Consider the following 12,155-nt stretch of genomic DNA (forward strand, 5'->3'; position numbering starts at 1 on the left):
GGTGGGGCTGGGCCTGCTCGCCGCCTGCGGGTCGAGTTCGGCCTACGCCCCGCCGACCGCGACCGGGACGGCCGCGCACGCATCGGGCGCGGGCGCGGGCGCGGGGATGGGGCAGACGGTCAGCGACGGCAACTACTCGTTCGTCGTGGACAGCTCGCAGTGCGGGATCTCCTCGTTCACCGACGTCTTGGGCACCAGCAGGCCGACGCAGGCGCAGTTCTGCGCGGTGGTCGTGACGATGACCAACCGGACCAACTCGCCGCAGAACGTCCCGCCCTACCCGACGATGATCGACCGCACCGGCAACATGTACAACACCACCGGGGACGGGAAAGCCGAGGTTGCCGCGGAGCAGGACTACTTCGGCTCCGACTACCAGGCGCAGCTCCAGGTCAACCCGGGCAGCCACTATCAGGACGTGTTCGTGTACGACGTGCCGCAGGGGGTCCAGGCGGCGAGCGTGCAGTTGCACGGCCAGTTCGCCAGCGCCGGCGTCTCGGTCACGTTGAAGACGACGCAGGTGACGGCCGCGCCCGGCAACGGGGCGCCCGCACCCGTACCGGCGCCCACCACCAGCAGCCCGACCACCTCGAGCCCGCCGAGCACGGGCGCCGCGCAGGCCGTGGTGCAGCAGTACTTCGCGGCGATCAACGCGGGCGACTACGCGCAGGCCTGGGCGCTGGGCGGGCAGAACATCGAGCACGGGTCCTACAGCGCCTTCGTGCAGGGATTCGCGACCACGAGCTCTGATTCCGTGCACGTCGTCTCGGTCTCCGGGGACACCGTGACGGTCACGCTGGACGCGACCCAGACCGACGGCAGCGTGCAGCACTACGCCGGGACCTACACCGTGCACGACGGGGTGATCGTGGGCGCGGACCTGCACTGACGCAGGCCCGGACTCCGTCAGGCCGCTGCGACGTAGCTGGCCATGGCGTGCTGCACCAGCCGGATCAGCATCGCCTTCGCCGACTCGCGGCTGCGCGCGTCGCAGGCCATCACCGGCACGTGCGCGGGCACGGCCAGCGCCTCGCGCACGTCCTCGGTGGCGTGGATCTGCTGGCCGTAGAAGCCGTTGATGCCGATGGCGTAGGGAAGCCTGGCGTCCTCGAAGTAGTCGATGGCGGAGAAGCAGTCGGCCAGCCGCCGGGTGTCGACCAGCACCACCGCCCCGATCGCGCCGCGGCACAGGTCGTCCCACATGAACCAGAACCTGCTCTGCCCGGGCGTGCCGAACAGGTACAGGATCAGGTCACGGTCCAGCGTGATCCGGCCGAAGTCCATCGCCACGGTGGTGGCGACCTTGTCCGGGGTCTTACTCAGGTCGTCCACGCCCCGGCTGGCGGCGGTCATCACCGCCTCGGTGGTGAGCGGATCGATCTCGGAGACGGCGCCGACGAACGTGGTCTTGCCGACGCCGAAGCCCCCGGCCACCACGATCTTCGCCGAGGTCGCGCCGACCCCGACGGGCTTAGAGTCTCTGGAGTCCACTGAGCACCCTTTCCAGCAGCTGTATGTCGGGCACGGCGTCGGCGCCGGCTTCCGGTTCGATGTCCACGAGCCCGTACTCGGCCAGATCGCCCACGACCACCTCGGCCACGCCCAGCGGCACGCCGAGCAGCGCGGCGATCTCGGCCACCGACTTCAGGGCGCGGCACAGCCGGCAGACCGCCTCGTACTCGGGCACCAGCGTGTGCATCACCTCGCGGCCGCGCGAGGTGGTGGACACCAGCGCCTCGAGCGCGAGGTGGCGGCGGGCCGAGGTGCGGCCGCCGGTGACCGCGTAGGGGCGCACGAAGGGAGACGAACCGTCAGCACCCGGAGCCACGTTCCCACTCCCCTCTCCTCGGTGCGCCGCGGCCCGGCCGGGTCTCCCCGGCGGGCGGCGGCCACCCGCTCGCGCCCGTCAAACCCGTGTCATCTCGGCAGCGCGGCCTGGAGTTCGTCGCGCACGGCGGGGGTGAGCACGTCCCCGGTGCGCTCGACCACGAGGGTCATCTGATAGCCCACCAGACCCATGTCGCACTCGGGCGCGGCCATCACGGTGAAGACCGAGCCGTCGCTGATCTGCATCACGAACAGAAATCCGCGTTTCATCTCGACGATCGTCTGGGTCACCGGGCCGCCCTCGAAGATGCGCGCGGCGCCCTGGGTGAGGCTGGCCAGCCCGCAGGCCACGGCCGCGAGCTGGTCCGCCCGGTCGCGCGCGAGGCCGTCGGAGAAGGCGAGCACGAGCCCGTCGGCGGAGAGCACCACGGCGTGCGCCACCTTGGGCACCTGGTCGACGAAGTTGTTGATCAGCCAGTTCAGGTCCTGGGCGGCCTGGCTCAGCGTTTCCATGCGTCAGCGCTCCGATCTTGGCGGGTCACGGCCGGCCTCCCGGGGACGGATCGTGGCGAAGGTGCGGCGGCGGGACCGCCCGGGCCGCGCCGACACCGCCCGCGGCGCCGGGCACGAGGTTGGCCCGGGGGGTGCGCCGCGGCAGGCCGGAGGCGGTGCGCCCGTCGCTGGCGGGGTCCGCCAGGGCCTGCGCGGCACGCCAGCCCTCGTCGCCGGGCGAGCTCCAGCTGCGCACGACGGCGGCGGGCGAGATGGTCGGGGCGGGCACCGTGGCCTGCTCCTCGGGCGCGCCGGCCTGCTGCGGGATGTACGCGGTGGTCTGCGACGCCTCGGGCGCGGCCGGGGCGACGGTGTCCGCGACCGCGTTGAGGTACGCGGCGCGGGCCTCGTCGCGGCGGCGGAACCACTCGGATTCGATGGCCTCGAAGATCGGGGTACGCTCCAGCGGTGCGGCCGCGGGGGCCACGGGTTCGGGCTCGGGCGCGGCCCGGCCCACGTGCCGCAGCGGACGCTTCGGCAGGGCGGCGCCGGGCGGCGGCTCGGGCGGATACGGGGACTGCGGCTCCTGGGTGTACGGGCCCTGCGGTTCGGCGTCGAACGGCGAGGGCGGCTGCTGGCGGCGGGCGGCCGCGGCGGAGCGGCCGAAGGCACCGAGCCGGGTGTCGCTCGCGCCGGCCAGGCCCTCCTGCTGCGCCGCGCGGGCCAGGGCCGCGTCGGCGGCGGAGCGCTTGGACGCATCGCCCTCGCCGGGCTTGCGGTCCTCGGAGGGCTGGAACCAGACGGCGCCGGTGGACGGCGCGTCCATCCCGGCCAAGGTGCCGACCACGCCCGGCATCGCGCCGAAGCGCTGGTCGAGCCGGGCCGCGCCGAACGGGATCGGCGGCACCGGCACCGCGGCGGCGTGCGCGAACTGCCGGGAGAGCGCGTAGAACTCGTCGTCCACCTGGGCCGTGTCCGGCTGCACCTGGTCCGCGCCCTCGCTCAGCAGCGCGACCGGCAGGTGGATCAGGGCCGCGACACCGCCGGCCTGGGACTCGCCGAGGCGCACCTCGATGCCGTAGCGGGCGGCCAGCCGGCCGACCACGTACAGGCCCATCCGGCGGGCCACCGAGACGTCGATGACGGGCGGATTGTTCATCCGCTCGTTGGCCTCCTCGAACTCCGCGCGCTTCATGCCGAGGCCCGCGTCCTCGATCCGCAGCACCACGCCGGAGTCCTCGGCCATCCGCGCCGCGATCCACACCTTGGTGCGCGGGGCGGAGAACGCGGTGGCGTTCTCCAGCAGCTCGGCGACCAGGTGCGCGACGTCCGGCGCGGCCTTGCCGGCGATGCCGACCCGGGGCATCTCGCCGAGGATGATCCGCTCGTACTGCTCCACCTCGGCGGCCGCGGCGCGGGCCACGTCCACCAGGCGTACCGCCTCGGTCCACCGGCGCGCCGTCTCCTCGCCCGCGAGCACGAGCAGGTTCTCGTTGTTGCGGCGCATCCGGGTGGCGAGGTGGTCGAGCCGGAAGAGCTGGGCCAGCCGGCCCGGCTCGCGCTCGCCGCTCTCGAGGTCGTCGATGAGCTGGAGCTGGCGTTCCACCAGCGTCTGGCTGCGCCGGGAGAGGTTGGTGAACACCGCGTTGACGCTCGAGCGCAGCATCGCCTGTTCGCTCGCGAGGTGCACGGCGGCGAGGTGGACCTCCTCGAACGCGCGGGCCACCGAGCCGATCTCGTCCCTGGTGTCGATGGGGATGGGTTCGACCTCGAAGTTCGTCTGGGCCTGGCGCGGGTCGCGCAGCCGTTCGATGACGGCGGGCAGCCGGACTCCGGCGATCTCGAGGGCGGAGACCCGCAGCACCCGCAGCGGCTGGGTGATGGAGCGCGCGACGAACGCGATGGCGACGAACGCGAACAGCAGGACGCCGACGATGATGCCGACATTCATGTACAGCGCGCGGCTCGCCTGGGAAAGCAGAGCACTGGTGCGGCCCAGGATGTCCTGCGCCACGACCCGTTCGATCCCGCGGACCTGCTGCACCTTCGCCGTGGTCTGGGTGAACGCGTCCGTGTCGGTGACCTGCACCTCGGAGACCGGGAAGTCCTGCAGCGCGGCGTCGATGGCCTGCTGCACGGTGCTGTCCGCGGCGCCGGTCTGGTCGCCGCCGACCTGCGCCTGGTAGAGGTCGACGACGGGCGCGGCGGCCTGCGCGTCGAGGTCCGCCAGCGTGCTGTTGTACTGGGCCTGCGCCTGGACCAGGTCCTCCTGCTGGGCGAGCAGCTGGCCGCCGCCGCCCAGGATGCCGACCAGGTAGCCGCGCTCCTGCGAGGTCTGCTCGCCGAGCTGCTCGACCAGGCCCAGGGTGCTGACGGAAGTGGCCAGGTCATGGTCGGTGGTGTCGGTGGCGAGCTGGCCGCTGAAGTTGAGCAGGTCCCCGACGATCGTGGTGTAGGCCTGGTAGATCGGCCGGCCCGCGCCCAGGCTGGTGACCGAGGCGCGCAGGGTGGTGAGGTCGCCGAGCCGGGCTACGGCCTGCTGCCTGAGCATCTGGTCGGAGGAGGGCAGCACGGCCAGCGCGGCCGCGTAGGTCTGCTCCACCCCGTCGAACTGCGCGATATGGGCCTCGGTGTCCGCCTCGGCGCGGGAGAGCGCGGCCATGTCCGGGCCCTGCCCGCCGTCGGTGAGGTAGACCTCGACCGCGTCGCGCTCGTCCTCCACGGCGTAGACCAGGCCCGCCATGGTGACCGCGACCTGGGCCTGGCCGTTCAGGTCGTTCACGGAGCTGATCGTCGTGGCCTCACTCGCGACCCGGGCCGAGGCCAGCGCCACTCCGGCGGCCAGCGGCACCAGTACGAGCAGGACCAGACGCTTGCGCAGCCGCAGGTCGCGCAGGCTCCAGCGCCGTCGCGCCGGCGCGCTCGGCGGTTGACGCGGCGAAGGGCTCACCGCGGGGCCTGACTTGCGCACTCGTCCTCGCAGGTGTCATAGGAGAACAAACGGTGGAAAGCTCTGGTGAATCCCGGTGAGGCGGGCGCGTGGTGGCGCACCGCGGATGATCGGGAACGCGACGGGAACGATCTCGGAGCCGATCTCGGCGCCGGACGTGAACCCTGATTCAGAACTCTGGGTGGTGTGGGTAATGCGTATTTGAGCACAGTCGAAGTTCGGCGGCCAAGACCTCGCCGACGGGGCGCTACTGACTTTAGAAGCATCCGGAATCACCTGGAGTCGGGCCGACCAGCTCCCCGATCGCGTGGTGTACGCAGAGCATCGCGTACAGCTCCTGGTGCACCATCTCCGGGTCCTTCGAGCGCAGCTCGAGCCGGTCGTCGTGGCCGTAGGCGCCGATCCCGTGGAGGCGGCGCTCGGCCACCGCGGGATCGTCGTAGCAGGCCGCGATCTCGCCGGCCGGGGCGGCGCGGTGGTCGAGCAGCGAGGTGGCCAGGCGGGTGCCGCGGCCGGTGGCGAGCACCCGGGCGACCAGTTCGGAGCCGTCCTGCGCGGCGAGCTTCGCCAGGACCGAGCCGTCCGGCAGCCGGGTGCCGCCGGACAGCTGCACGGATTCCGGCAGCGGCCACAGCACGTGCGCGCCGATCTGTTCGAGCGCGGTCCACAGCGGGGCGGAGAGCGGCCGGGGGTCGAGCACCAGCAGGTCCTCGGGCCCGACGCCGGGCGGCAGGTCGTCCTGGTCGGCCCCGACCACCTCGGCGCAGGTGATCCGGCGGGAGCCGCACTCCACCAGCAGCCGGATCCTGGCCCGGTCCGGCCGGTGGCCGGGCGGGCCGGTGGCGTGCGCGGCGGCGAGGGCGGGGAAGCCGAGCAGGTTGGCCGGGGTCGCGGGCATGCCCACGTCCACATCGCACAGCCGCAGCGGCCGGCGGCCGCGCAGCAGCGGGGCGGCGCCCGCGCCCGCGTCGCCGGACTGCTCGAACAGCCGGCGCAGCGGCTCCACGCCGAGCCTGCGCCGGGCCCGGCCGATCGCGGCCGCGCTGGCCTGTTCCTGCGCGGAGACCGGGGGCGCGAGGCCGGGCGCGTCCCGGAGCAGCTCCGCGAGGATCAACTCGTAGGGAAGTGCTCGGAATATCCACATTCCGAGCGTGAAATAGACCATCAGCCGCGCGGGCAGCAGGCGCTGGCGCTGCTCTCTGCGGCCGAGGTCGTCAAGGATCTCATCGACGAGCGGGGGAGGGAAGGAGCGCAGCAGAACGCCGAGGGCGACCCGCTGCGGAAGCCTCGTGCCCGGGTCTGGGGAGAATCGGCCGGACGATGGCATGGGCGTACTTTAGGGCACGGCCCCGGAAATCACAGCATCAAAGAACCCTAAGTTAGTAACCGCCCGCCGACCACTCTTGTTGCCCTTGACGCGGTGATGGCATTCTCATCACTCATACACATGAGGGGCGAAGGAATTCGGGCAGGACGAGAGGCGGATTGCGTGATGCGAGCGTCGGCCGTGAGCCCCGAGACACCCCCCGCGCCGACCGGTCCGCCGCTGCTCGGCCTGCGGGCCCTGACCAAGCGTTTCACCGATCCGGCCGGCCGGGAGCGCACCGTCGTGGCGGACTTCGAACTCGAGGTCGCGCCGGGCGAATTCTGTGTCCTGATCGGCCCGAGCGGCTGCGGCAAGTCGACGGTGCTCTCCATGGTCGCGGGCCTCGAGCAGCCCAGCGCGGGCGAGGTGCTGGTGGACAAGGTCCCGCTGGCCGGCACGGATCCGCGCACCGGCTTCGTCTTCCAGCAGGACGCGGTCTTCCCGTGGAAGACGGTGCTGGCCAACGTCGCGGCCGGCCCGCGCTTCCGCGGCGTCGGACGGCGCGAGGCGGCGCGGCAGGCGGGGGACTGGATCACCCGGGTGGGCCTCGAGGGCTTCGAGCAGCACTATCCGCACCAGCTGTCCGGCGGCATGCGCAAACGCGTCGCGCTGGCCCAGACCTTCGTCAACCGTCCCGGCCTGCTGCTGATGGACGAACCCTTCTCCGCCCTCGACGCGCAGACCCGGCAGATCATGGCCGGCGAACTGCTCGCGCTGTGGGAGTCGCTCGGCGCCTCGGTGCTGTTCGTCACGCACGACCTCGAGGAGGCGATCGCGCTGGCGGACCGGGTGGTCGTGCTCACCGCGCGTCCGGCCGCGGTCAAACGGGAATTCGTGATCGACCTGCCGCGGCCGCGGGCGCCGCGCGAGATCCGCTTCCTGCCGCGCTTCGCGCAGCTGCACGAGGAGATCTGGACCGCGCTGAGCGACGAGGTGCACACCGCCTACGCCCAGGCCACGGCGGCGGGCTGAGCGATGAGCGCCGTCACCGGCCAGCGCCTGCGCACCGCCACCGGGCGCGCGTGGGTCCCCGCGGTCCAGCTCGGCCTGCTCCTCGTGCTGCTCGGCGCCTGGCAGCTGGCCGTGTCCACCCGGAGTATCAGCGTGTTCTTCTTCGGCTCTCCCGCCGGGACCTGGCGCGAGCTCTACGGCTGGATCCGGCACGGGACCGTGCAGGGCTCGCTCTGGCAGCAGGCCTGGGTCACCCTGCAGGAGACGCTGATCGGCTTCGGCGTCGGCGTCGCGTGCGGGGTGCTCGCCGGGCTCGCGCTGGGCCGGATCACCTGGCTGGCACGCGTGTTCACCCTCTACGTCGGCACCCTCAACGCGGTCCCGCGCATCGTGCTCGGCTCGGTGTTCGTCATCTGGTTCGGCCTCGGCATGGCCTCGAAGGTGGCGCTGGCGATCGTGCTGGTGTTCTTCACCGTGTTCTTCAACAGCTTCCAGGGCGCCCGCGACGTGGACGCGAACGTGATCGCCAACGCGCGGCTGCTCGGCGCCGGGCGCTGGAGCGTGTTCCGCCACGTGGTGCTGCCCTCCACGTTCAGCTGGATCATCGCCAGCCTGCGCGTGGCGTTCGGGCTCGCCATCACCGGCGCGGTGGTGGGCGAGCTGATCGGCGCCACCCAGGGGCTCGGCCTGCTGATCGCCCAGTCGCAGGCGAACATCGACCCGGACGGCGTGTACGCCGGACTCGTCGTGACCACTGTCCTCGCCGTCGTCGCGGAGGGCTTCATCACCCTCCTCGAGCGAAGGCTCCTGCGGTGGAAGCCGCGCCGCCAGACCCCCGCGGCCGCGGTGTGAACGGGGCACCACCCCCGTGTCCCGCCACGCTTCCCTCCGCGCTCTCCCCCACCCACGCAATGCCGTGTTCAAGAAAAGGTGTTCACCCATGTTCCGCTTCTCCACCCCCCACGTGAGACCGGCGGTGGCGCTGCTCGCGGCGCTCACCCTGGCTGCGGCCGGATGTTCGAGCGACTCCACGGCGCCGGTGGCGGCGTCCTCCGGCGGCGCCGATCCGGTCACGGTGACCGTCGCGATCTCCAACAGCACCAACCAGACCTACCTGTCCATGGTGCTCGCCCAGCAGCTCGGCTACTTCAAGAGCGAGGGGCTCGACGTCCACGTCGTCAGCACCGCCAACGGCAGCCAGAACTGGCTCGACCTGCTCGCCGGAAAGGTCGACGGCGTGGTCGGCTTCTACGACCACAACATCGACATGCGGGCCAAGGGCACCAGCACCGAGTCGGTGATCCAGCTCAACCAGGCGCCCGGCATGGTCGAGCTGGTGCGCACCGACGAGTCCGCCTCGATCACCGCGCCGAGCGGGGAGTCGGGCAAGAAGCTCGGCATCACCGGCCTCGGCAGCTCCACCCAGTTCGTGGCCGACTACCTGGCCGTGCACAACGGCGTGGCGCTCGACCAGCTGCACCCGGTCAACATCGGCGCGGGCTCCACCTTCGTCGCGGCGATGAAGAGCGACGAGGTGGACGTCGGCATCACCACCGAGCCGACCATCTCGGCGCTGCTGGCGAAGAAGGCCGCGAAGATCCTCGTGGACATGCGCTCGGTCAGCGGCACCGAGGCGGCCCTGGGCGGCCCGTACCCGGGCACGGCGCTGTCCTTCGAGACCTCGTACGTGCAGAAGAACCAGACCACTGTGCAGAAGATGGTCGACGCGCTGGTCGAGGCGCTCAAGTACATCCAGACGCACTCGGCCGCGCAGATCGCCGCGGTCGTCCCGTCCACGTACTACGGCACCGCGGGCAAGACGGCATGGGAGGAGGCGCTGGCCAACGAGATCGGCATGTTCAGCCCGACCGGCCTGATGCCCGCCGACGGTCCGCAGAGCGTGGACCGGGTGCTCTCCTCCTTCGACCCGACGGTCAAGGGCAAGAACGTGGACCTCTCGCTGACCTACACGGACTCGTTCGTGCAGAACGCGGCGAGCGGCAGCTGAGAGACCGGCCGGCGTGGTCGCGTCCGCCCATCACGTGCGCACGCGACCGCGCCGGGCCCGGTTCGACCCGTCAGGCCCGGGTGGCGCTCCAGACGTGACAGAGCATCGGCACCCGCACCAGGCCCTCGTCCCCGGGCTGGATCCGCGCGTCGGCGGCCACGTGTTCGGCGAAGGTCCGCAGCATCGCGGGCTTGCGCTCCGCGGGCGCGGCGATGAACGCGTGGAAGGTGGTCAGCAGCCGGGCCAGTTCGTCCTCGGTCATGGCGGCGGACCACGGCAGGGCCTCGATCCGCACGTCGGTGAGAGGCGCGGCGGCCGGGAGCCAGGGTTCGGAGACGTAGTGCCGGATCCGTCCCTCCACCCAGTCGTCGCCGCCGGCGACCTCGAGCCGCAGCCGCTCGAGGTCGGCGACCCAGGGCACGTCGCGGTCGCGCCGGTTCCAGACCAGGTGCAGTGTGCCCGCGGGTCGCAGCACCCTGGCTATCTCCGGAATCGCGGCGTCCGGATCCATCCAGTGCCACGCGGAGGCGACGACCACGGCGTCCACGCAGGCGTCGGGCAGCGGGATGTGCTCCCCGGTGCCCTCGTGCACCTCGACGCCGGGGCAGTTGCCCGCCAACAGCTCCGTCATCCGCGGGTCGGGATCGACCGCGTACACGTGCCGGGCGCGCCCGAGCAGCAGCCGGGTCATCGCGCCGGTCCCGGCGCCGAGGTCGAGCACCGCATCGAGGCCGCGCGGCAGCACGGCGTCCGCGACCTCCTCCGGCAGGCCGACCCGGTAGCGGTCGTAGTCCTGGGCCGCCGTGCCGAAGGAGGTCGCGCGCGCGGACTTCGCAGTATCCGTAGTCATGCGCGCTATGGTACATACCAGGGCAAATACGGTAAAGCCCGCGTCAGTACATGTCCACGCAGTCGTAGCTGTAGCCGGGGCTGAGGTAGCCGGTGCCGCTGGAACCGCTGATCGCGGTGATCACCATCGTGTTGGTGCCCGCGACGAAGGCGCTCGCGGGCACGCTGTAGGTGTAGAGGGTGTTCTCGCCGCGATACGTGCCGATGGTCAGGCTGCGCGAGCTGGGCTGGGTGGAGGACGACGGCGCGGAGGAGGTCCAGCCGTTCACGGTGATCTGCGGCCGCCCGCCGGCGTAGGCCGCGGTGATCCCGATCCGCACGGTGCGCGCGGCGATCTGGCTGGAGGTCAGGGTGAACGCGACGGTGGTCGGGTTGTTCACGTCCTTCCACTGGTACGACGGGAAGTCCGCGCTCTGGCTGCCGCCCACGGTGTAGGTGACCGGACCCCAGCTCGCGTCGCGGGCGTCGGAGGGGTGCATCAGGGTCAGGTTGGCGAAGTTCTTGAAGCCGGTGGGCGCGCCATCCCAGGTGCCGATCTGGAAGACCGGGGAGGCGGGGGTGTACCAGCCGCTGTCGAGGTTCTGGCCGGTGGTGGTGGCCCCGGCGGTGACCGTGACGCTGCGGGTGGCCACGCCCAGCTCGCCCTGGTAGAGCGTCTGGGTGTAGGTGCCGGGCTTCATCGCCGGGCTGGAGAAGTCGCCGCTGGACGCGGGCGCGGCCCAGTACTGCGCGGTCGTGTTGGCCCAGCCGATCATGGGTGTGGTCCCGGCGGCGACGCCGATGGCCTTGCCGACCACGTATCCGCGCCCCGCCGCGCTGACCGTGCCCTCGAACCCGAGCGTGTCGAGGAAGCTGAGGTCGGGCGCGGACGGGGTGGAGCCGTCGGTAACGATGACCGCGTAGGGGCCGTAGAGCACGTCGAGCCGCTGCGCCTCGGTGTCGTTGTGGCCGGACCACAGGTAGTTGTAGACCTGGATCGAGTCCGAAGTGCCCTGCTGCTCGATGTCCCGGAAGAACGGGCCGCCGCTGCTCGACTCCCGGTTGCCGAAGTCCATGAACACCCCGACGCCGCTGCCGGTGACGCCGCGGATGGTCAGGTCCTTGGCCTGCCGGTTGCCGTAGTACTTGGAGCGGGTCTGGTCGCCCACCAGGAAGATGTCGGTGGACTCGATCGCGGTGCCGCCCTGGGTGTCGGAGTACACGGAGATGTTCGGCAGCACGGTCCGGTTGAGCGACTGGATCCAACGCACCTCGCCCGCGCCGCCGGAGCCGACGTACGTGGCCATGTAGACGGTGTTGTCGCCGCTGCGCACCACGAGGTAGTGGTGCAGGGTGCCGGATCCGTACCAGTTGGTCACCGACTCGGTGACCACGATGTAGCTGCCGCTCTGGTACGCGCTGATGCTCGCGCCCGCGCCGATGCCCGACTCGACGTTCGAGGGACGGCTGGGCGAGGTGAGTTCGACCCCGTTGTACGCGAACGAGGTCATGTCCCCGTTCGACTGGCTGATCTTGAAGGTCAGCCCGGCGCCGGTGCTCACGGTGTAGTAGCCGCCGCTGCTGGTGTAGCCGAAGGCGGTCGCGGCCTGGGCCGTGTCCACCCCGACGGCGCCGATGCCGAGCGCGAGCGCCCCGGCGCCCGAGCGGGCGAGGAACTGACGGCGCGTCGGGAGGGAGGGAGGTTTCGGGGAAGGGGGCATGGACGACTCCGT

11 protein-coding genes are annotated in these 12,155 nt (G+C 71.7%); 4 read left to right on the plus strand and 7 right to left on the minus strand.

Features of this window, described 5'->3' with window-relative positions; translation table 11 throughout:
- On the plus strand, positions 1-889 hold an 889-nt coding region (locus tag KDL01_RS32905; RefSeq protein ID WP_212532583.1), incomplete at its 5' end, for a DUF4352 domain-containing protein.
- A 17-nt stretch (positions 890-906) separates the two neighbouring features.
- Here the strand turns inward: KDL01_RS32905 and KDL01_RS32910 are convergent.
- From KDL01_RS32910 to KDL01_RS32930, 5 genes are all read right to left on the minus strand, one after another.
- Entirely contained in the window at positions 907-1,491 is a 585-nt protein-coding gene (locus KDL01_RS32910) for a GTP-binding protein (protein WP_307846726.1), read from the minus strand.
- On the minus strand, positions 1,472-1,828 hold the full coding sequence (locus KDL01_RS32915; protein ID WP_212532584.1) for a DUF742 domain-containing protein: 357 nt from the start codon (positions 1,826-1,828) through the stop codon (positions 1,472-1,474). The genes KDL01_RS32910 and KDL01_RS32915 overlap by 20 nt, the downstream gene beginning before the upstream one ends.
- 89 nt (positions 1,829-1,917) lie before the next feature.
- A complete protein-coding gene (locus tag KDL01_RS32920) occupies positions 1,918-2,340 on the minus strand; it encodes a roadblock/LC7 domain-containing protein (RefSeq protein WP_246577335.1) in 423 nt (140 codons plus the stop codon).
- A 25-nt stretch (positions 2,341-2,365) separates the two neighbouring features.
- Positions 2,366-5,269, minus strand: a complete 2,904-nt coding sequence (locus tag KDL01_RS32925) for a nitrate- and nitrite sensing domain-containing protein (protein ID WP_212532585.1) — start codon at positions 5,267-5,269, stop codon at positions 2,366-2,368.
- Positions 5,270-5,525: 256 nt separating this feature from the next.
- Complete coding sequence (locus KDL01_RS32930) at positions 5,526-6,596, minus strand: transposase domain-containing protein (protein WP_212532586.1); 1,071 nt, start codon at positions 6,594-6,596, stop codon at positions 5,526-5,528.
- Between the two features lie 165 nt (positions 6,597-6,761).
- On the opposite strand from KDL01_RS32930, the gene KDL01_RS32935 reads away from it, so the two are divergent.
- From KDL01_RS32935 to KDL01_RS32945, 3 genes are all read left to right on the plus strand, one after another.
- Positions 6,762-7,607, plus strand: a complete 846-nt coding sequence (locus tag KDL01_RS32935; protein WP_212532587.1) for an ABC transporter ATP-binding protein — start codon at positions 6,762-6,764, stop codon at positions 7,605-7,607.
- A 3-nt stretch (positions 7,608-7,610) separates the two neighbouring features.
- Positions 7,611-8,438, plus strand: a complete 828-nt coding sequence (locus KDL01_RS32940; RefSeq protein ID WP_212532588.1) for an ABC transporter permease — start codon at positions 7,611-7,613, stop codon at positions 8,436-8,438.
- Between the two features lie 88 nt (positions 8,439-8,526).
- Entirely contained in the window at positions 8,527-9,594 is a 1,068-nt protein-coding gene (locus tag KDL01_RS32945) for an ABC transporter substrate-binding protein (RefSeq protein WP_212532589.1), read from the plus strand.
- Between the two features lie 70 nt (positions 9,595-9,664).
- On the opposite strand, the gene KDL01_RS32950 is transcribed toward KDL01_RS32945, so the two are convergent.
- The gene (locus KDL01_RS32950; protein ID WP_212532590.1) at positions 9,665-10,444 is read right to left on the minus strand and encodes a class I SAM-dependent methyltransferase; all 780 of its coding nucleotides are present in this window, start codon (positions 10,442-10,444) and stop codon (positions 9,665-9,667) included.
- Between the two features lie 43 nt (positions 10,445-10,487).
- Complete coding sequence (locus tag KDL01_RS32955; protein ID WP_212532591.1) at positions 10,488-12,143, minus strand: rhamnogalacturonan lyase B N-terminal domain-containing protein; 1,656 nt, start codon at positions 12,141-12,143, stop codon at positions 10,488-10,490.
- Positions 12,144-12,155: the final 12 nt, after the last annotated feature.

Origin of the sequence: Actinospica durhamensis (assembly GCF_018139695.1) — a bacterium.
GTDB classification, from domain to species: Bacteria; Actinomycetota; Actinomycetes; order Streptomycetales; family Catenulisporaceae; genus Actinospica; species Actinospica durhamensis.

Excerpts from the sequence above, each read along its gene's own strand:
- KDL01_RS32940 (WP_212532588.1), top strand. The coding sequence starts at position 7,611 with ATGAGCGCCGTCACCGGCCAGCGCCTGCGCACCGCCACCGGGCGCGCG.
- KDL01_RS32920 (WP_246577335.1), bottom strand. The coding sequence starts at position 2,340 with ATGGAAACGCTGAGCCAGGCCGCCCAGGACCTGAACTGGCTGATCAAC.
- KDL01_RS32945 (WP_212532589.1), top strand. The coding sequence starts at position 8,527 with ATGTTCCGCTTCTCCACCCCCCACGTGAGACCGGCGGTGGCGCTGCTC.
- KDL01_RS32935 (WP_212532587.1), top strand. The coding sequence starts at position 6,762 with ATGCGAGCGTCGGCCGTGAGCCCCGAGACACCCCCCGCGCCGACCGGT.
- KDL01_RS32930 (WP_212532586.1), bottom strand. The coding sequence starts at position 6,596 with ATGCCATCGTCCGGCCGATTCTCCCCAGACCCGGGCACGAGGCTTCCG.
- KDL01_RS32950 (WP_212532590.1), bottom strand. The coding sequence starts at position 10,444 with ATGACTACGGATACTGCGAAGTCCGCGCGCGCGACCTCCTTCGGCACG.
- KDL01_RS32955 (WP_212532591.1), bottom strand. The coding sequence starts at position 12,143 with ATGCCCCCTTCCCCGAAACCTCCCTCCCTCCCGACGCGCCGTCAGTTC.